21 protein-coding genes and 1 pseudogene are annotated in these 21,330 nt (G+C 26.6%); 14 read left to right on the top strand and 8 right to left on the bottom strand.

Annotated features, from left to right (window positions below; genetic code table 11):
* Window positions 1–215: 215 nt before the first annotated feature.
* Together BFL38_RS10175 and BFL38_RS10180 are read right to left on the bottom strand one after the other, a co-directional pair.
* On the bottom strand, window positions 216–542 hold the full coding sequence (locus BFL38_RS10175; RefSeq protein WP_368664528.1) for a hypothetical protein: 327 nt from the start codon (window positions 540–542) through the stop codon (window positions 216–218).
* 2 nt (window positions 543–544) lie between these two features.
* Complete coding sequence (locus BFL38_RS10180; protein WP_069726937.1) at window positions 545–1,951, bottom strand: HD-GYP domain-containing protein; 1,407 nt, start codon at window positions 1,949–1,951, stop codon at window positions 545–547.
* Between the two features lie 139 nt (window positions 1,952–2,090).
* On the opposite strand from BFL38_RS10180, the gene BFL38_RS10185 reads away from it, so the two are divergent.
* Complete coding sequence (locus BFL38_RS10185; protein ID WP_069726938.1) at window positions 2,091–2,765, top strand: helix-turn-helix domain-containing protein; 675 nt, start codon at window positions 2,091–2,093, stop codon at window positions 2,763–2,765.
* Window positions 2,766–2,788: 23 nt separating this feature from the next.
* Here BFL38_RS10185 and BFL38_RS10190 read toward each other — a convergent pair whose 3' ends face one another.
* The gene (locus BFL38_RS10190; RefSeq protein ID WP_069726939.1) at window positions 2,789–3,718 is read right to left on the bottom strand and encodes a tyrosine-type recombinase/integrase; all 930 of its coding nucleotides are present in this window, start codon (window positions 3,716–3,718) and stop codon (window positions 2,789–2,791) included.
* Window positions 3,719–4,082: 364 nt separating this feature from the next.
* On the opposite strand from BFL38_RS10190, the gene BFL38_RS10195 reads away from it, so the two are divergent.
* The 9 genes from BFL38_RS10195 (at window position 4,083) to BFL38_RS10235 (ending at window position 13,529) form a co-directional block, all read left to right on the top strand.
* Window positions 4,083–5,171: a sialidase family protein gene (locus tag BFL38_RS10195; RefSeq protein ID WP_069726940.1), complete on the top strand. Its 1,089-nt coding sequence runs from the start codon at window positions 4,083–4,085 to the stop codon at window positions 5,169–5,171.
* Between the two features lie 22 nt (window positions 5,172–5,193).
* Window positions 5,194–6,171 carry an ABC transporter substrate-binding protein gene (locus BFL38_RS10200; protein WP_069726941.1) on the top strand — a complete coding sequence of 326 codons (978 nt, stop codon included), beginning with the start codon at window positions 5,194–5,196 and terminating at the stop codon, window positions 6,169–6,171.
* A gap of 93 nt (window positions 6,172–6,264) precedes the next feature.
* Window positions 6,265–7,035: an ABC transporter permease gene (locus tag BFL38_RS10205; protein ID WP_069726942.1), complete on the top strand. Its 771-nt coding sequence runs from the start codon at window positions 6,265–6,267 to the stop codon at window positions 7,033–7,035.
* Window positions 7,036–7,073: 38 nt separating this feature from the next.
* Window positions 7,074–7,859 (top strand): ABC transporter ATP-binding protein, encoded by a 786-nt coding sequence (locus tag BFL38_RS10210; protein WP_008725596.1) that lies wholly within the window; start codon window positions 7,074–7,076, stop codon window positions 7,857–7,859.
* Window positions 7,860–7,873: 14 nt separating this feature from the next.
* Window positions 7,874–8,821, top strand: a complete 948-nt coding sequence (locus tag BFL38_RS10215; RefSeq protein WP_069726943.1) for a DUF7916 family protein — start codon at window positions 7,874–7,876, stop codon at window positions 8,819–8,821.
* Between the two features lie 80 nt (window positions 8,822–8,901).
* Window positions 8,902–9,909, top strand: coding sequence for an ABC transporter substrate-binding protein (locus BFL38_RS10220; RefSeq protein ID WP_069726944.1), 1,008 nt, complete (start codon window positions 8,902–8,904; stop codon window positions 9,907–9,909).
* Between the two features lie 109 nt (window positions 9,910–10,018).
* Window positions 10,019–11,212 carry an ROK family protein gene (locus tag BFL38_RS10225; RefSeq protein ID WP_069726945.1) on the top strand — a complete coding sequence of 398 codons (1,194 nt, stop codon included), beginning with the start codon at window positions 10,019–10,021 and terminating at the stop codon, window positions 11,210–11,212.
* Between the two features lie 79 nt (window positions 11,213–11,291).
* Entirely contained in the window at window positions 11,292–13,004 is a 1,713-nt protein-coding gene (locus tag BFL38_RS10230) for a DNA adenine methylase (RefSeq protein WP_069726946.1), read from the top strand.
* 72 nt (window positions 13,005–13,076) lie between these two features.
* Entirely contained in the window at window positions 13,077–13,529 is a 453-nt protein-coding gene (locus BFL38_RS10235; RefSeq protein WP_069726947.1) for a CAP domain-containing protein, read from the top strand.
* 1 nt (window position 13,530) lies between these two features.
* Here the strand turns inward: BFL38_RS10235 and hflX are convergent, their stop codons facing one another.
* The 3 genes from hflX to BFL38_RS10250 all read right to left on the bottom strand — a co-directional run bounded on the left by hflX (window position 13,531) and on the right by BFL38_RS10250 (window position 16,298).
* Window positions 13,531–14,643 (bottom strand): GTPase HflX, encoded by a 1,113-nt coding sequence (hflX, locus tag BFL38_RS10240; RefSeq protein ID WP_069726948.1) that lies wholly within the window; start codon window positions 14,641–14,643, stop codon window positions 13,531–13,533.
* A 21-nt stretch (window positions 14,644–14,664) separates the two neighbouring features.
* On the bottom strand, window positions 14,665–15,234 hold the full coding sequence (gene yqeK, locus BFL38_RS10245) for a bis(5'-nucleosyl)-tetraphosphatase (symmetrical) YqeK (RefSeq protein ID WP_069726949.1): 570 nt from the start codon (window positions 15,232–15,234) through the stop codon (window positions 14,665–14,667).
* Between the two features lie 68 nt (window positions 15,235–15,302).
* Entirely contained in the window at window positions 15,303–16,298 is a 996-nt protein-coding gene (locus BFL38_RS10250; RefSeq protein ID WP_069726950.1) for an ABC transporter ATP-binding protein, read from the bottom strand.
* Between the two features lie 152 nt (window positions 16,299–16,450).
* Between BFL38_RS10250 and BFL38_RS10255 the strand changes: the two genes are divergently transcribed.
* The 4 genes and pseudogenes from BFL38_RS10255 to BFL38_RS10275 all read left to right on the top strand — a co-directional run bounded on the left by BFL38_RS10255 (window position 16,451) and on the right by BFL38_RS10275 (window position 19,750).
* Window positions 16,451–16,630, top strand: a complete 180-nt coding sequence (locus tag BFL38_RS10255) for a hypothetical protein (RefSeq protein WP_069726951.1) — start codon at window positions 16,451–16,453, stop codon at window positions 16,628–16,630.
* Between the two features lie 539 nt (window positions 16,631–17,169).
* Window positions 17,170–17,520, top strand: a pseudogene (locus tag BFL38_RS10265) (ankyrin repeat domain-containing protein); the annotation flags it as partial.
* 416 nt (window positions 17,521–17,936) lie between these two features.
* Complete coding sequence (gene pfkB / locus BFL38_RS10270) at window positions 17,937–18,866, top strand: 1-phosphofructokinase (protein WP_069726953.1); 930 nt, start codon at window positions 17,937–17,939, stop codon at window positions 18,864–18,866.
* 191 nt (window positions 18,867–19,057) lie between these two features.
* Window positions 19,058–19,750, top strand: coding sequence for a hypothetical protein (locus tag BFL38_RS10275; protein WP_069726954.1), 693 nt, complete (start codon window positions 19,058–19,060; stop codon window positions 19,748–19,750).
* On the opposite strand, the gene ruvC is transcribed toward BFL38_RS10275, so the two are convergent.
* Both ruvC and BFL38_RS10285 read right to left on the bottom strand, forming a co-directional pair.
* Complete coding sequence (gene ruvC / locus BFL38_RS10280) at window positions 19,743–20,225, bottom strand: crossover junction endodeoxyribonuclease RuvC (RefSeq protein WP_069726955.1); 483 nt, start codon at window positions 20,223–20,225, stop codon at window positions 19,743–19,745. The genes BFL38_RS10275 and ruvC overlap by 8 nt on opposite strands.
* Before the next feature lie 41 nt (window positions 20,226–20,266).
* The gene (locus BFL38_RS10285; RefSeq protein WP_008723281.1) at window positions 20,267–21,010 is read right to left on the bottom strand and encodes a YebC/PmpR family DNA-binding transcriptional regulator; all 744 of its coding nucleotides are present in this window, start codon (window positions 21,008–21,010) and stop codon (window positions 20,267–20,269) included.
* Window positions 21,011–21,330 lie beyond the last annotated feature (320 nt).

A 21,330-nucleotide genomic window follows, 5' to 3' on the forward strand; every position in this document is an offset into this window, starting at 1 on the left:
TTATTTGAATATAAAATAAAACGGCTTATTTCTTAAGCTGTTTTATTTTTTATTTAAATGTATGGAGTCTATATAAAGTATAGATAAATTTGTTAAATCTTTATCATCTTCTATTTTAGTATATAAAGTATAGTATACATCATCTGATTTCCATAATGTGAATTTTTCATTGAAAGAAGTTACATTATCTTCTACATCTATTTTATATTTATTTTCTATGAAATTTTTATTTTCATCATTTTTATAATCTCCGTAAAGATATAGTAATGCCTCTTTATCTTTTGAAACTCTATATATATATAAGCATTATTCATATAATCAAATGCGGACTCTGCAATATTTTTATTAACTATGAAATATTTAGAATTTTGAGCATGTTCAGGAGCTGAAATACTTATTCCTAAAGGGATAAATGAATTTGGAGAATCAACTTGCACATAATCTAATATATTTTCTGAGGCAGTATTATTAATATTATTTGAATTATCTGAGCAGGAAATATTGAATATAATAATAATAAATAAAGCTGCAATAAATTTCATAATTATCCTTTGTATTTACTAGATAAATAGTTTTTAAAAATTGAAAATATTATATAATCTATTTTTACTTCATCTTTTAAAAAGTTATCATATATATAATCTATTATTTCTATATCTGTATTAATTTCATTTATACAAATATCATGTTTATATTTTAGAAAATCGTATAAATCCAATATTTCTATAATTTTAACAGGATAATATATGAAAGCGGTGAAATTAAATATATCTTTAGAATCAAAGCTAATCAAATATGGGTATTCAAAATTAGGTCTTTTAGTTCTCATAGCTTCGCATAATGTAACAGCAAGTCCATCTCCGTATCCATAGTATTCATGATGAACTCCTACGGCTAAATTGATATCCTGATTATTTGATATTGAATATTTTATATAATTATATGATTTAATGGAATGAGAGTATAGTTCATTATTTATATTAACATTTTGTGTCGGTAAATAATTAATTATTTCTGTTAATGTAATATCATGGAGAAATGCTGCTATAGACATATTTACAATTTCACTATAGTCAAATTGTCTTATTCCCAATTTGAATATATTATCTAATTTTGATATATCTTTTATAAATTTATTTTTATTTGATATTTTTGCATAATAAGGCATATAATCATTTTTCCATTTAGCTCTTATTTTTGAAAGTATTCCCATACTAATATTTTTATTATAGAATATCATAAATTCTATTGTATTAATAAATAATCTATTGCTATGATCTATTATATTGCAGCCTGTAAATCCTATTACATTGCTGAATATATCCGGCTTTTCATAATTTTTATTGAGCAATACAAATGAACTTTCAGCAACACTTTTCATTAATTCTTCATAGTTTGTATTATAGTTTTTAGATTTAAGATTTTCATTATTTTCAGATATATTTCCTATTACATTTATCCTTATCATAAGTCCCAATCTTACCAATATTTCTCCTAGTATGCCGGCAGCTTTAGATGTGAATTTTTCTCGGTTTTCTTCTATCTCTAATTCTATGATTAAGTTTTTTATATTTTCAACTCTTTGATATTCATTCATAGATAATATATTTTCAAGTATAGCTTCCTGAGCTTTTCCTGTATATTCTATAGGGTCCTTACAGTTCGTAAAAATAGAGTAGAAATAATCCCTATTATTTAATTCATTAGGGTTCATAAAAAACTCTATCATATCCAAATAGGATTTATATATATAATATTGAGCTTTGTTAAATAGAGGATTTTCTTCTAAATTATTATTAAATAAATAATCTATTTTATTATAAGGTATAACATTAACTATACCATTTTCATTTTTAGAAATAATTTCTATTTTATCCTTTAGTATTACTTCTTTATAATATTTTATTTTTTCTAAAGATATTGTTACATAATTATCTAAATTAATTCCCATTTAATTACCTATATTAGTTATTGTTGTTATAATTATACACATATAAAATAATAAAACAAATATTTTAGTTAAAAAAATTTGGAAAATATAAAAAAATTATTATATTATAACAGTATTAATAATAAGAATTGGAGAAGCAATGTGTAATTATATATACACCCAAGAAGATTTCAGCATATTAAATAGCTATAAAAATATTTCTATATCATTAGGAAAATATCTGGGAGATAATGTTGAGATAGTTATATATTCTTTTGAAAATAAGGATTACCCTATAGTTTTTATGGTCAATGAATATATGCATAATAAAAATATTGGTGATGCTATTTCCGATAAAGACAGAAGCATATTAAATGAAATGCTAGATAAACATAATAATAATAATAATTTTTTTAAAAATAATTTTATTGAAACTATTACAGGAGAATATCATAAAAAAAATTATACTATTATAGAAAATTCTAATGCTGTACCTATAGCTATGATGGTTATAGACTGGAAATTTGATGTTTCTTTAGTTAATACATTAAAAGTGTTTATACCGTATAATATAAATTCTGATGTAAAAGAAAATAAAAGCAGCAAATCAGAAGATATTATTATAGAAGTTCTTCAAAAAGTTATAGAATCTGTAGATAAAGATGAAGTAGGTCCTTCTGTTTACAACAAGACAATAATAAAAAAATTATATTCTCAAGGGATATTTGAGTTTAAAGAATCTGTTCAGCTAGTTGCTCATTATTTAAATATTTCACATCATACAGTATACTTACATCTTAGAAGTATAAAAAGATCTAAGAAAATAATAAAATAATAATTATTATTAAATATAAAAATTTAATTATTAGAATGAGGGTGAAATTTATTATATACCTCAAATAACCTTGAATTTGTAACATGAGTATATCGCTGAGTTGTAGCTATAGTTTCATGCCCTAATAATTCCTGAACTCCTCTTATTTCAGCATCGTTGTTAAGCAAATGAGTAGCGAATGTATGCCTTAATGTATGAGGAGAAAAATCTATAGATATATTTGAATTTCGTATTAAACGCTTCATAGATGTTCTTATACTTCTGTCGCTTATTGGTTTTCCGAATCTATTTATAAATAAATAGTCATTATTTTCAGAATATTCTTTTTGAATTATTCTTCTTTTTTCCATGTATATATCCCAATTTTCATATACAATAGGCAGTATAGGTATGTCTCTTACCTTTGAACCTTTACCGCATATTCTTAATGTTTCAGAACCTTTTTTTATCATGCTTAGTTTTAATGAAGCAAGTTCTGATACTCTTAATCCTATGGCATACATAAACAGAGCCATCATTTTATCTCTAATGAGTGTGAAGTCTCCTTCATCATCTATGGCTAATATATTGTCTATATCTTCTATAGATAAAAATTTGGCTATATGTTCTTCCCTTTTCGGACTTTTCATATCTACTATTCTATTTTTATCTGAGTAGCCGTTTCTTATTAAATATTTATAGAATTTTTTTATTGATGATAAATGTCTTGACATAGTAGAATTGGTTAAAGATTTTCCTTTTAAAAAAGTTAAATAATCCCTTACTGTATAATGATTAGCTTCATCTAATGAGATATTTTTACTATGCAGAAATTGGAAATACTCTTTTAAATCTTTATTATAACTATTAATAGTATGAGCTGCAAAATTTAATGTTTGCAAATAATCACTGAATTCTTCTAATAAAATATATATCTTATCATCATTGAAAACATAATCATTTTTCATATTCATAATAAAATCCTATAAAAATATATCTTTTAAATTATTATCGAAAGTTTAAATTATAAATTTATGAAGTATGTTAACTTGATATAAAAAATTAATTAAATTTTATTGCTTATTTATACCATATACTAGTATAGCTTTCTTGTTATATAAATATGCTGTCGTATGAGAATATCAAAGTGGGACTTGATGAGCTTTGGGTGTCTAGTCTAAGCAATTAATAAATAAAATTAGTTTTTAAACGAGCCTATTTTTAATTTTATGATAAAAATTATATTTGTAAAAAATATTTTTTTGGTAAAATAATTGATTTTAGTTAGTTAGTTTACTATACTAATTAATATACTAATTAAATATGAGGTGGAATATCATGACAAATTTAGAAAAAAAGCTAATGGAATTTTCTCTTAGATTAATAGATGAAAAAAAGGCTAAAATTATAGTACCTGTAACACCAGAAACAGGATATTGGTTCGGCGGCGGAAATATGGTAGAAGATAAAGACGGTAATTTATATATTTCAGGAAGATACAGAAATTCCGGAGATTCGAGAACAGGACTTGATTTAGGAGATAGAGGAGCGGAACTTGCAATATTTAAATCTTCAGATAAAGGAAATACTTGGACAAAAGTAAAAAGCATATTAAAAAAAGAACTTCCTAGAGGCGTATTATCTATAGAAGGTACTGCTTTGAGATTTAATAAGGATAATGAGGTTGAGCTTTATATATCTTCTGAGAAATCTGAAAATAAGTATCCGGATCATCTTAAAGAATATTTAAAACCGGGAACAGGAGTATGGGATATTGATGTTATAGTATCTGATAAAATTGAAAATTTAAATGCTTCCAATGTTAAAGAACTTATTAAAGGGGAGGATTCAAGATTTATACATTTGAAAGACCCTTTTGTATATGACAGTTATAACGGAGAAAAATATTTATTGTTCTGTACTCACCCATATAATTGGACTAGTTCAAATACAGGTTATATGTTAAGAAGAGGCGAAGAGCTTAATTTTGAAGCACCTGTATTTTATTTCTTTGAAAAGGGTCATACTTGGGATATAGCTATGACTAGAGGAACTTGTATTATTGATATGCCTCAGGTTGGAATATTGAGAAATAAAAGAATAAGTTTATTTTTCTATGACGGAGGAGAATGCGTAAGAAATTTAGATGAGCATGAAAAAGCTGTAAAAAGACCTAGAGGGTATTCATGCGAAGAATTAGGAGGAGCTGCATATATAGAGAATGGTTCATTTGCACATATTGAAAGAATAAGTAAAGAATTACCATTATTTGTAAGCCCTTACGGTACAGGCTGCTCAAGATATGTAGATGTATTAAGAACTAAAGACGGAATGTATGCTACTTGGCAGCAGTCTCAGGATAATAAATCTCAGCCTTTAGTTATGAATTTCTTAAGTAATGCAGAAATAGAAGATATATTAAATTAATAATATTAAATGGAGTAAGGGTATGAAAAAAATATTATTAATTTTTGTTTTGCTATTTAGTTTTTTGATGTCATGCGGTAAAAAGACAAATGAAAATTCAGGTAAAATAAGAGTGGCATATCATCCTAATGTAGGCGGAGCTTCTGCAATCATTACAGGCATACATCAGAATTATTTTAAAGATGAGGGATTAGATATAGAATTAGTAAAATTTACAAGCGGACCTACAGAAATAGCAGCTATGGTTTCAGGAGATATACAGATAGGTTATATAGGTTTTGGTGCACATACATTGGCAGCTGAAGGAAAGGTTCAGATAATAGCTACTGACGGAATAGCCGTTGTAGAAGGTATTAGAACATTAAAAACTTCAGGTATAAATTCAGTTGAGAAATTAAAGGGCAGAACTTTAATAACACAGTTGGGTACATCTGGAGAAACTATTATAGATCAGGTATTGGCAGGAACAGGGGTTAATAAATCAGATATAAATATACTTAATGCTGAAGTTTCAAGTGCTGTTGCTTCATTCTTGGCTAATAAAGTTGATGCTGTATCTGTATGGCCTCCTTATACTGTTGAAATAGACAATAGAATAGGATTAGATAATTTGTATATTATAAAACCTCAGGATGTTGGCGTTGATTCTACTGCAAGCTGGATAGTAACACCTGATTATTTAGAGGCTAATACTGATACTGTTATAAAGTTCACAAGAGCATTGTATAAAGCAATGGATTATAGAAAACAGCATTTAGATGAAGCTATTACAAATGTATCAAATCTTATAGGTTTGGATATAGCTACAGTTGCTCAGGAGAAATACAGTTCTGATTGGATGGATTCTCAAACAATGAAAAGCAGAATAGATGATGGAAGCATAAGCAATATTTACAGAAAACAAATAGATTATTTCTTGCAAAACAATAGATTAAATTCTGAGCCTGTTGCTGTAGACAAATATGTGAGAATTGACATTATAAAACAAGCATTAAACTGATTAAATTATAGTTTGCAGTTAAAATAAATAAATATAGTTTTAACTGTAAACTATACAATTATATGTTTGTATTTTTTATTAAGAGGTATAAAAATGAATAGTAAACATATGGGTAAAAAGAAATATATATTTACCGCAGCTTCCATTATCATAGCTTTATTAGTATGGCAGCTAGTATCATCTTCTGTGGCAGGAGCTGTTATTGCAAGCCCTGCTGATGTATTAAAGTCATTTATAAGAGAGATTACTAATGGTAAATTATTAAATCATATAGGTATAAGTTTATTTAGGGTATTATCTGGTTTCGGATTAGCCTTTGTTGTATCAATACCTATAGCATTTTTAATGGGTTGGTATCAGCCTGTACAATTATTAATAGAACCTATAATACAATTTGTTAGGAATATACCTGCATTAGCATATATACCTTTGGTTGTAGTTGCTCAGGGAGTTGGAGAAAGTGCTAAAATTACAGTTATATTTATATCTACTTTTTTGGTAATGATTATAACAGTTTATCAAGGGGTAAGAGAGGTTGATCAAACTTTAATAAAAGCAGCCAGAGTTCTTGGTGCCAAAGATAAAGATATTTTCTTAAAAGTTGTAATACCTGCTTCTGTACCTTATATATTAGTTGGTATGCGTTTAGGATTGGGGGCTTCTCTTACAACTCTTATTGCTGCTGAATTAACAGGTTCTAGTTCAGGATTAGGACAGATGATTCAGGAGGCAAGTCTTTACTTTAGAATGGATATAGTTATGCTTGGAATAATACTTATTGGTATTACAGGCTTAATATTAAATTTTATAGTAAGCATAATAGAAAACAAGTTAACAGTATGGCAGGAAAAGAAAAAAAGATAATAAGCTATATATAAAAAATTATATAAAAGAGATTAAATATGTCAAATAAAGAAGTAAAAGTAAAAATTTCTAATGTTAGTAAAATATATAAAGGTACAACTAAAGATGTTCATGCTTTAGATAATGTAAATTTAGATATATATAAAAATGAATTTGTATGTGTAATAGGTTCTTCAGGATGCGGAAAAAGTACATTGCTTAATATACTTGCAGGACTTGATACTCCGAATTCAGGCAGTATAGAAATAGACGGAAAACCTATAGAAGGTACAGGAGTTGACAGAGGTGTTGTGTTTCAGCAGTATGCTTTATTTCCTTGGCTTACTGTAGCAAAGAATGTGGCTTTCGGACTAGAGTTGCAGAAAAAATCTAAGTCTGAAATAAATGATATAGTAGATCATTATCTTAAGGCTGTAGGATTAATAGATTTTAAAAATGCTTATCCTAAGGAACTTTCAGGAGGTATGAAGCAGCGTGTGGCTATAGCTAGAGCTTATGCTGTTAACCCTAATATACTTCTTATGGATGAACCTTTCGGAGCTTTAGATGCACAGACAAGAGCCCAATTGCAGACTGAGCTTTTGAATACTTGGGATAATGAAAAGAAAACTTGTTTCTTTATTACTCATGATGTAGATGAAGCCGTATTTTTGGCTCAGAGAGTTGTTATAATGAGTCCAAGACCCGGAAGAATTAAAAGTATAGTAGAGGTACCTATAGCATATCCTAGAGTACCTGAGACTAAATTATCCAAAGAATTTAATGATATAAAAAATCAATTATGGCAGCTAGTATATCATGAATATTTAGAGGCTAAAAAATAGGGAGTAAATTGAGAATGAAGAGAATATTTGAATTAAATTATAATGATACATTTAATATGGATACTAATACATTGATAGAAACCATAAGAAATTCTGAAGGAAGAACATTAATGGCAGAATCTCTAATATATAAAAGACCATTGATAGAAAGAGTTACAGATCCTGAAATTTTGGCTGCTATGGGAGTTGACTTAATTACATTAAATATATTTGACTTACTTAATCCTTTCATATATGATTTAGATGAAGTTGAAGGTGATAATTCTATGCCTTTAGTAGAAAGGACTTTTAAAGGTCAGCTTAAATTATATGAATCTTCAAGAAAAAGAAATGATCATATAGAAAGAATAAAAAAGTATACAGGCAGATTTATAGGTATAAATTTAGAACCTGTAGGAGAGGGTGTAGATTATCCTGAGGGTTTAAAAGCTACCAAAGATAATTATAAAAGGGCATTAGATTTTGGAATAGATTATATAGTATTAACAGGCAATCCTCATACAAAAGTTTCTGTGGATACTATATCAAAAGCAGCTGAAGAATTAGCATCTATTGCCAAAGGTAAGATGATGATTATTGCAGGTAAAATGCATGGAGCAGGTGCCGGTAATACCGATACTTTAAGTACAGTAAAACAAATTGCAGATGCTGGGGCTGATGTTATAATGTTTGGTGCTCCGGGAACTTTACCCGGTTATACAGTAGAAAAAGTTCATGAGCTTATAGATGAAGCTAAAAGACTTGGTATGCTTACAAAAACAGCTATAGGAACTGCTCAGGAAGGAGCACCTATAGATACAATAAAACAAATTGCATTAATGTCTAAAATGGCAGGAGCAGATATAATGCATATAGGAGATGCAGGAGTAGGCGGTATATCAAGTCCTATGAATGCTATGGCTATATCATTGGTATTAAGAGGAGAGGTTCATACATATAGAAGAATGGCTTTGAGAAGATAATAAAATATATTGTTTAGTATTGATAAATTCTTTTTGATATGAATAAGTTTTTATAAAAAATAATTAAAAGGAGAATAAAAATGAAAAAAACTATGTTAGTTTCTATTTTATCAATAGCATTAATGGCTTTGATAATATCATGTTCAGGAGGAAACAATACTTCTTCTCAAACAAATGGTTCACTTGACAAAATAAGAGTAGCATACCTTGCAGATTTTGCAGGTACTTCTGCTGCGGCTATAGCACAGGAAAAAGGTTTTTTTAAAGAAGAAAATTTAGATGTTGAATTAGTTAAATTTTTAAATGGACCTTCTGAAGTTTCTGCTATGCTTTCAGGAGATATACAATTTGCTTATATAGGACATGGTGCACATTCTTTGGCTATTCAAGGTAAAGTCAATGTATTATTTCCTAATGGATTAAGCAAATCTGAACAAATTCTAGTTGGAAAATGGGCTAATATCAATGCTATTTCTGATTTAAGAGGTAAAACAGTAGGTACTCAGCTTGGTACTTCCGGAGAAATTTTATTGAATTTAGCTTTAGATAAGGCAGGTATAAATAGAGCGGAATTGAATGTTGTTAATATGGATGTAAGCGGAATAGTATCATCGATGATAGGTAAAAAAGTGGATGCTGTATCTGTATGGGCACCTTATACTTTTGAAATTAATAAACAGCTTGGGGATCAAGTAGAGTCTATTGCAACTATAATTGATTATTCTGATGAAGGTGTATTTCCTAGCAGCTGGATAGTTACTCCTGGGTATCAGAAAAATAATCCTGATATAGTTAATAGATTTTCAAAAGCTATATTAAAAGCTATGGATTATAGAGCTTCTAATATAGATGAGGCTGTTGAAATAGTTGCTAAGATAAATGGAACTCCTATAGAATCTGTATCTTTAGAAAAAGAAACTGCTTTATGGCTTACAGGAGAAGATATAAAAAATCATTATTCTGATGGTACTGCTGCTAAATGGTATGAAGCACAGCAAAAAATATTTATAAACTCTCAAGTTATAACAGAGCCTGTAGATGTTAATAATTATGTTCAATTTGAATTAATTAATAATTTATTTAAATAAAAAATATTGTTCTAAAATAATAATGATGCGTATAAAAATATATATGCATCATTTTTTATTATGAAATAAATATTATCATTAACACTTTAAGGTAAATTAATATATAAAAATGAAGAGATTAAAAGCTAAAAATATCAAAGAACAAAATTATATTGATATAGTAAAATTATTAAAAATAGGTCATTATTCAAGAGCTGATTTGGCTTATAATTTAGAATTAAGCAAGGCAAGTATATCCGTACTAGTAGATGATTTAATTAATATGGGAATAGTATATGAAAAATGTGATGGTGAGTCATCATCTTTAGGAGGTAAAAAACCTATATTATTAGATATAAATAAAAACTTAGGATATTTTATAGCTGTACATTTTAGAAGAGAATTATGCAATATAGCTATTGTTAATTTGGAAAATGAAATCATAGAAGAATGTTCATTACAAGTAAATATAAATGATGATTATAGAATAACATTTAATACAATAATAAAAAAAATTAAAGATTTAAAAAATAAATATAAAGATAAAAAAGTATTTTCTATAGGAATATCAGTACCCGGTAAGATAAGCAAAAAAAATAATAATATCCTTGTAGATTGTATGGGAATACCTGAATGGAAAAATATACCATTAAAAGAATATATAGAAGAGAATACTAATACTGATGTTATCATTGACAGATATGCATGTGCTATGCTTACATATAGTATGCTTGAAGAGATGAAAAAATCTATGCCTATACAAACTTCATCTGTATATATTTATTTAGGTAATTGGATTGGAGTATCTGTATCCAGCAACGGAGCAATTTTGTATGGTACGCATGACACAGCAGCTAACTATTCTCATACTATAGTAACCGATTCTAATTATATTTGTATGTGCGGAAAAAAAGGATGCTGGGAATCTGTTGCGAGCATTAATGCTTTTATGAATGAGCTTAGAAACAGAGATAATAAATATAAAAATATAAGCTATAATGAAATTATAAAAAATCATATTAATGATGATATTGTTATTGATACTTATAAAAACTTTTCAGCTTATTGGGTCTCTATAGGAATATACAATATAGTTAATACTTTTGACCCTGAAACTATATTTATAGGCGGAGAGATGCTTTATTTAGGTGAAGACTTTATTAATGAAATAAAAAATAATATAAAAAATAAATATAATTCTTATAACTTCCTTACTGAAATAAATTTTATTAATAATTTTAAAGATATAGAAATATATGCTGCTTCTTCTGTTGCTATATATGATTTTTATAATTTTAGTATGTATAAATATTTATCTAAATGAATATTTATTTAGATAATATTGATATTTTCTAAGTATTATGTTAATATTATTATGTAAACTATATTATGATAATAAGATTATGATAACTAATACTGAAGATAATGTTAAAGATAAATATTTAAAAGAAAATTTAATAGCATATATTGGAAATAAGAGAAGATTGCTTTCATTTATAAAAAATACTATTTCAGAAATATTGCAGGAAGATAGTAATATAAAAACAGCATTGGATCTATTTGCAGGAAGCGGAAGCGTTTCAAGACTTTTTAAAACTTTGGATTTGGAAGTTTATTCTAATGATTGGGAATATTATTCTTATATTCTAAACTATGCTCATTTATGTATAAATGAAGAAGACTTATCTAATATGTTTATTCATACAGGCGGGGCAGAGAATACAATAAATATGATTAATGATATTAGATATATTGATGATGAGGACAGATATATATCAAAATATTATGCTCCTTCAAGCGATGAAAATCCTGACTTAATAAATGAAAGACTTTTTTATACTCATTACAATGCTGAGAGAATTGATATTATAAGGCATAATATAGAAATGCTTTACAAAAATAATGTAATAAATGAAAAGGAATATTATTATCTTATAGCTTCAATTATATATGAATCAGCAACTCATACAAATACTTCCGGAGTTTTTAAAGCTTTTCATGCAGGTTTCGGCGGAAGAAATAAAGATGCATTGCATAGAATCATGGCCCCTATATCATTAAAGCAAATACCTTTATATAATGGTAAAAAATGCCATGTGAGTATGATTGATGCCAATGAGTTTGTTATAAAAAATAGAAATAAGCATTTTGATTTAGTATATTTAGATCCTCCTTATAATCAGCATCAATACGGAAGCAATTATCATTTGCTTAATACCATAGCTCTATGGGATAAGCCTGTAATTAATAAAAATATATATGTAAATGGTAAGAAAACGGACAAAGGCGGTATAAGAAAAGATTGGATAAAAACTAAATCTATGTACTGCTATAAAAAAACTGCTAAAGATACTTTAATAAATTTATTGGATAATATAGATTCTAAACATATAGTAATGAGTTATTCTACAGATGGTATAATAGAGTATGATGATTTAATATCAATACTTGAAAATAGAGGTAAATTAGATATTGTTACTTCTGAATATACTAAATACAGAGGTGCTAAAAGATCTATAGTTAATAGAACTAAAAACATAGAATACTTATTTGTAATTGATACTTCAAAAATAAATTACAGCAGTGTTAATAAAAAATTGAGGTATATAGATAATATCAGATTAAAAATGGATAATCCTTTAGATTGTTCTAAAGACAATATAATATTTGATTATGATAAAGATGATATTATAGTATTAAATTTAAAATATTCTGTTCATATAATAAATAAAGATGAGGTATGCAGCAAGCTTAAAGATAAAAGTTTGGAATATATAAAAGTATTCTCTATGTTTTTGGATAAATATATTAAAGATGATAATATTAATGCATTGAAAATTTATTCTTATCATATTAATGCTGCCATACTTGCTAATGATATAAGACTTATAAAATATTTTGGTGAATATATACTTCAAATTTACAGTAGATTATGTTCATCAAAATCTAATGAATACCTTATAGATATTACTAATAGTATTTTAGATATTTTATCATATTATAATTATGAAATAAGCATTATTTCTAAAATAAAACAGAGAATAATTTATAATATAAAACATTCAAATATTTCCGAATTTAATAAAAATAAATTACTTATTAGGCTTGAAAAATAATTAAAAAATATTATATTTATTTGTATGAAAATACTATTAGAGTAGTATAATTATTAATTAAGTGAAAAATATATGGTTAATATTATAATAAAAATGATATTTGTCATCATAGCTTCTTTTGGGTTTTTGTATGCTCAGGATTATAATAATGATGTCAATACTATGCTGAAAATATTTAATGAAATAAGGGATAATGAAAATTTATACCCATTTGAAATTGATGATAAATTAAATAATATTGCAGATATTAGAGCAAAAGAGCTTGCTATAAGTTTTTCTCATATTAGACCTAATAATACAAAGTATGATGAATTGCTTTATGAAAATAGAATAATTGTTTATTCATCTAATGAGAATATAGCTTACAGATTTAAGAATGCTGAAACTGTTGCTAGTTATTGGATGAATTCTAGTAAATATAAAGTAAATATTATAAGCGATAAATTTACTCATATAGGTGTCTCGCATTATTCTATTAATGGTGAGGATTTTTGGGTAGTTATATTTGCCCAACTAAGAAGATAATTTAATTACTATTTAATTCTAATATAATATCCAATACTTTCTTTCTTAAAGTTTCTATATTAGCATTATTTTTTGCACTTATAAATACAGCATCATCATAAGAGGTTAATATTCTATTTTTTTGTACTTCATCTATGCAGTCAGATTTATTGAATATAACTATTCTTTTTATATGGGAGGCATCTATTTCTTTTATTATGCTTTCTACATGCAGAAGTTTTTCATCTATATTTTCATCGCTTGCATCAGATAAATGCAAAAGTAAATCAGCTTCAACAACTTCAGATAATGTAGATTTAAATGAAGCTACTAAAGTATGAGGAAGTCTGTCTATGAATCCTACAGTATCACTTATTATTACTTCTACAGGCGTATCATCACTTAAATATAATTTTCTTGTATGAGTATCTAGTGTAGCAAATAATTTATCTTCAACATAAACAGATTCTTTACAAAGCAGATTAAATAATGTGCTTTTTCCTGAATTTGTATATCCAACTATTGCTATTCTAAAAGTATTTTCCCTTCCTTTTCTACCTGTGCTTGCAGATTTTTCTACCTTGCTTAATTGAGATTTTAATTTATGTATACGCTCTCTTGCTCTTCTTCTATCATATTCAAGCTGTTTTTCTCCTGCCCCTCCTCTTAATCCTATACCTCCTTTTATTTGGCTTAGATTAGTTCTTTTACCTTTTAATCTTGGGTATTCAAATTCTAAAAAAGCTAATTCCACCTGCATTTTAGCAGTCATAGTTTTAGCTCTCAAAGCAAATATTTCTAATATTATTTCGGTTCTTGTAAGTGCTGTTATATTAGAACCTTCTTCTATGGCATTTACCTGAGAACCGCTAAGCTCATTATCAAATATAAAATATTGCACATTATCAATAGCAGCACTTTCTTTTAAACTTTCTAATTTCCCTGTACCAATATAAGTTCCGGCCGTTATTTTTGGCTGTATGAATGAATATTTATTTACAACTTCATAACCTGCAGTATCGCATAGCATTGCAAGCTCATTAAGTATATTATCTATATTTATTTTAGTGTTTCTGTATTGTCTGCTGTCGGTTACAAAGATTATATATGCTTTTTTTATTTGATTATTATTCATAAAAAATTTTACCCAATATTATTATTTGATAACTAATGAATTATAAAGTTCTATTGTTTTGTCTGATAAATACTGTCTTTTAATCAAAACAAAATTTATAGATTCTAATACTACTTCTAAAAATGCATTATCAAAATCTGTAAAAATATTCTCTCTTATTTTATCTGCAGCTGGAATATTTCTTGCAGGCTCAAGATAATCTGATGCATATATTATTTTTTCAAGCATAGTCATATTTCCATGTCCTACAGTATGACTTTCTATTGCGTTTAAAATTTCTTTATCATTTATTGAGAATTCTTTTTCTGCGATTATAGAACTTACTCTTGCATGCAGTAAAGCACCTGTTATATAATTTGGGTATTCTTTATTATCATTTTCAAGTATTATTTTACGCATTTCATCATCTTTATATCTCTTTCCCAAATCATGGCATAATGCTGCAATAGAGGCTTTATTTGTATCTATATCATATTTTTCTGCTATTTGAATAGAAAGCTCTCTTGTGGAAAATATATGTTTTGCTCTGAAAGGTAAATATTTTTCTATATATTCAGCTATTTTTTTTTCTTTATCATTAAATTCTTTCATAATAATTCATTCCTATTTATAATTAATTGTTTTATTATACTGAAATTATTTTGTAATTTCAATATTATTTATTTTGCAAATAGGCATGAAATTAAATGATTTTCTGAAATTTTTTCAGCATTAGGAATATTATTTTTGCATTCTTCTTTAGCATATATGCATCTTGTATGGAATCGGCATCCTGAAGGTATATCGGAGGCATTAGGTATTTCGCCTTTGATAGGAAGTTCTTTTATTATATTAACTCTTCCTGAAGAAGCATCTGGAACTGCCGCTATTAAGGCCTTTGTATATGGGTGCTTAGGATTATCTATTATTTCATCAGCATCTCCAATTTCTACAATACTTCCCAAATACATAACTGCTACCATATCGGCAAAATATCTTGCTGTTGATAAATCATGGGTAATGTATATATAGCTTAAATTTTTCTCTATTTGAAGCTCTTTCATCATATAAAGAATTTCAGCCCTTGTGGATAAATCTATCATAGAAACAGGTTCATCAGCAACAACTAATTTAGGATTAAGTATTAAAGCTCTTGCCGTTGCTATTCTCTGACGCTGTCCGCCTGAAAGCATATGAGGATATCTTTCCATAAACTCTTCTGGAGGATTGATTTTTACATCTTTTAAAGCCTTGATAACCATCTCATCATAAACTTTTTCATCTCCATCAATATTATGAATATATAAAGGTTCTTTTAGTACATCTTTTATTTTAAATCTTGGATTCATAGAAGCATAAGGATCTTGGAATATCATTTGTACATTTCTTCTATATTTAGCGGTTTCTTCTTTATTAAAATTATTAATATTTTCATTTTCAAATATAATATTTCCTGATGTAGGATTTATTAATTTCATTACAAGTTTTCCTATAGTAGTTTTTCCGCTTCCGGATTCTCCTATTATTCCAAGTATTTTTCCTCTTTTTAGTTCAAAGCTAACATCATCAACTGCTTTAATCTCTTTAGACTTTTTCATTAAACTTTCTATAATATTGGCATGAGGATTAAAATATTTTTTTACATTTTCAAGTTTTAATATTATATCATTATCCATTTATAACTCTTAATCATTTTATTTTTTATAATAGTAATATATTATAATTCATAAATCAAGTATTTATTTTTTATAATGGCAAGTAATGAAATTAATTTGACTATTTATGTTTATAATAGTATAATTATTTAATGAGAATTATGAGCATATTTATGAAACAAACAAACAAACAAACAAACAAACAAACAAACAAACAAACAAACAAACAAACAAACAAACAAACAAACAAACAAACAAACAAACAAACAAACAAACAAACAAACAAACAAACAAACAAACAAACAAACAAACAAACAAACTTAGATCGGTTGATATTATTTATAGTGCTTTAAGATTTTATCCTGATAATAATATTGATTTGCCTTTTTTATTTAGTCTAGTTAGTGCAGATTCCTATAATATAGATGATTATAAAGAATTTGAAAGATTAGACTTCGGTGTTTTATTAGAAAATATTAAAGTAAAATTACCAGAACCTTTAAATAAAAGAGGCGTAGCATATTTATACTTGAGTATAAATATATTTTTAGCGAAGCAATTTTTATTTATAATAAATAGATTTCAGATTTAAAGAGGCTATAGTTAATTAATATATTTTATCTATTTATTTAATGTTTAATATACTTTACAAAAATTGCGTAGCATATTTATACTTTAGTATAAATATATTTTTAGCGAAGCAATTTTTATTTATAATAAATAGATTTCAGATTTAAAGAGGCTATAGTTAATTAATATTATTAAAAAATCGAGCGTCTAGCAAATTCATTTGCTAGAGCCTTAAAGCGAGATTTTTTAATTTTTTATAGAAAATAATTTGCTTTTATTGTATAATACTTCACAAATTATTAATTACTATACGGCGGTGTTTATGAAAAGAATAAAAGTGTTAAAAACTATATTGTTAATTTCTTTATTGTCAATTATTTTAATTATATCATGCAAGAAAAAAGAAGAGGCTAGTGTAAGCATAAGCAATAATTCTGTGTATGTAAGTAATCCTGATAATATTTATCATAAAACTTATACTAATGTTGTAAAGATACAGGGCAAATTTGTTAATATGAACTCTGCCTTATCCTATGCCAACAGGAAGGAAGGGGAATACAGTGAAGATTATGATATATTTGAAGCTATAGAAAATCATAGTTTAAAGAGAGTAATGGAATTAATAGAAGAAGGCGGAGATATTGATGAGTCTTATTATGGCGATGATATAATTAAAATAATTGACAATAAAGAAACATTATTGATACAATTAAAATTTATTATAAAAATGCATTTACCGTGCGTTAAATAGATTTTTAAATTAGATGACTTGTTTTAAACTCAATTTGTTAATACTCATATTTTTTTAGGCTTTGAACAAAGTACACTGCATGCTTTCGGCTGGAGAGAAGCTATACCATCGACAAGCTAGTATACGCTTCACGAAAGCCTGAGTATTTATATACTAAAATAATAACTTATATAACATATAAAATATCATGTTTATAATTATAAAACTAAATAATTTTCATAATTAATATTGTCGAGTAGTTTTGAAATAAGTCTATTTTATTTTTTTTATATATACGATATAATATATATATTAATATCACTTACTAAATGATAAACAATAAAGATAAGGGAGTTTATATGATTTATACTTTAACACTAAATCCTGCAGTAGACTATTATATGGATATGAATAAATTTGATGAAGGAGAACTAAATAAAGTAAATAATTCATACACTTTAGCAGGAGGAAAAGGAATAAATGTTTCTAAAGTATTAAAAAATTTTGGCATAGAATCTGCTGCTTTAGGATTTTGCGGCGGCTTTACAGGTGATTATATAAAAGCAGATTTAAATAAATATGGAATCAAAGATAATTTTATTTCTCTGACAGAAGATACTAGAATCAATGTGAAAATAAAAACAGCAAAAAAAGAAACAGAAATAATGGGCAAGTCTCCTAAAATATTGCAGGAGAATATAGATCAGATGCTTTATATTATAGATAATAATATTCAGGACAATGATATATTAGTTCTTTCTGGAAGTGTCCCTAGTTCTGTGAAAGAAGATATTTATAAAGATATTATACAAAAAACGAAATCAAAAAGTAATGTAAAAGTAATATTGGATTCAAGAGAGAATGCTTTTAAAATAGCGGTGAAAGAAAATGTTTTTCTTACAAAACCAAATAGAAAAGAATTATCTGAATATTTCGGAAAGGATATAAAAACTGTATATGATATCATAACTTATGCCAAGAAATTAGTAGAAGACGGAAGTGAAAATGTTATAGTATCATTGGGGAAAGATGGTTCTGCTTTAGTTAATAAAGACGGCTCTTATATAGGAAATGCTCCTGAAGGAAATCTCATTAGCTCTGTTGGGGCAGGAGATGCTATGGTGGCTGGTATTGTATATGGTATAAGCCAAAATTTAAATATACTTGATTCATATAAATATGCTATAGCTTCAGGAACTGCTACTGCTTTCAGTGAGGGACTTACGACATTTGAAAATATGAATAATTTATTGGATAAGATTCAAATAAAAGAGATTAATTTAAAATAAAAAAAATTATTTGTTTTATTAATTTTATTTATTTTATTGCAGCAGAAGGCTTAGTTTTTTGTCTTTCTGCTGTTTTTATTTTAATATGTAAACTAAAATCGTAAAAATTTTTTTTTAATTTTGTATTTATTATTGATTTTAATTGATAAAACTATCATAATATAACTATAGAAAAGTAGATGGAGCTTTTTATGAAAATAGTAAAACAAATCATTATTGTTATGATCTTTATTAGTTCTTCTTTATTGTATTCAGAGTATTATGCAATAGGTGAATGGCATTTAGTTGAAAAAATAGATCCTATAACAGATGAAAAAGAAATTTCTATTTTTATAAAAAAACAAGAAGAAAATATTTTAAATTTCAATACATTGATGATAAAAGTGAATAGTAATTCCATTAATATAAATTTATATACTCCTTCTTTGATTTTTAAACAGCGTTTGAATGACAATGATAAAATAGATATTATATACAGATTAGGTAAGAATGAGCCTAGAAATACATCATTAAATAAATATGGTGAAAGTGAATTTTATTCATTAACTAATTCTCAAACAGCAAGTCAGCAAAGTATAATTTTACTTAAAGAATTATTATATAATAATTCCTTAGCCGTTAGAGCTGTAGAAACTATCGGAAGTGCAAAATATACATACACTTATGTCTACGATTTGCAAAAATTAAAAGAGATCTTATTATATGCTGATTTAAGCGGCACTATATTAGAAAACTATCAATCAGAATTTGAATCTATAGTTGAAAATCAAATATCTAAAGATGAAAGTTCCGGAGATTCAGAAATATTAGAAACTCCTAAAACTAATCATAAAGATAATATATATATGATAGATGATATTAACTACGAAAAACCAATTATTTGATACTATTAAATATTCTATTTCTTGAAGCATGGGCTAAAGCTATGGCTACAGCATCGGCGGTATCATCTTGAATAATATTAGAAGCTGTAAATAGATTTACCATTTTCATCATAGCATCTTTATTTGCATTTCCATTTCCTGTTATTTGAGATTTTACTTCTTTAGGTTTGTATTCCTGAAATTCAATATTATTTAAAGTGAGAGCTAATATAATAACACCTCTGGCTTCAGCAACTTTTATTGCTGTTTTAGTATTTTTTGAAAAAAACAGTTCTTCTATTGCGGCATTGTTTGGGTTATATTTTTTGATAAGAGCATCTAATTGAGTATATATAAATGAAAGTCTTTGATTATATTCTTGATTTTGAAAAGTTTCAATAAGCCCGGAATTCACTATTTTGTATGATGAGTTTTTACTCTCTATAAAAGCATAACCGCATCTAGCAAATCCCGGATCTATTCCTAAAGTTATCATAAAGATATTAATTGCTTTTGATTATTTTATGATAAAATATATTATTCTTCTATTAAGTTATCAGTAATTTCTAAGTTAGTAGCAACTGCTGAAACATCGTCATGATCTTCAAATAAACCTATGATTTTCATAACTTTTTTAGCATCATTTTCAGCTATAGTCATAGTATTATCAGCAACGCGTACTATTTCAGCACTTTCAGGTTCAATGCCTTTAGCTTTTAGAGCATCAACTATAGATGATAATGCCTCCATAGGACCCGTGATAGTAAATACTTCTTCATCTTGTTCTATATCTTCAGCACCGGCATCTAAAACTATATCCATTAAACTCTCTTCAGTATTTCCTGCAGCAGGTATAATAACAACTGCTTTTTTCTTAAACTGCCAAGAAACTGCACCATTTTCTGCTAAGTTTCCGCCATTTTTACTGAATATAGATCTTATTTCAGCAGCTGTTCTATTTTTGTTATCTGTAGCAACATCCACTATGATAGCAACTCCTCCTGGAGCATAGCCCTCATAAGACATCTCTTCAATATTAGCACCTTCACCTGCACCAGCTCCTCTTTTTATAGCTCTGTCTATATTATCATTAGGCATGTTAGTACCTTTAGCTTTAACTATAACCATTCTTAATCTAGCATTCTGATCTGGATCTGGGCTTCCGCCTTCTTTTACTGCGATTGTTATTTCTTTTGCTATTTTTGACCAAATTTTACCTTTTTTTGAATCATTTGCGGCTTTTTTATGTTTAATACTAGCCCACTTGGAGTGTCCTGACATATTACACCTCTATTTTATTAGATTTTTTTATTTATAGATTATTTATTCGCTGTAATTATATATTAAAATACAACTATTGTCAACTTATAATATATATTTTGGTTAATTATAAATATTTGAAAATTTTATATTCCTAATTATTTTATTATTACATTTACGCACGCAGAATAAAATTTAAAATATAATATAACTATTGTATTATAATTGAAATAATTAATAAAAATATATTAAACGTGCGTTATGTGAGTTATAAATTTAAAAAAATCTAGGGTGGGTGATTTAATTTCTAATTGAGCTTTCAATATAAGAAATACTAAAAT

Source organism: Brachyspira hampsonii (genome assembly GCF_001746205.1).
GTDB classification, from domain to species: domain Bacteria; phylum Spirochaetota; class Brachyspiria; order Brachyspirales; family Brachyspiraceae; genus Brachyspira; species Brachyspira hampsonii_B.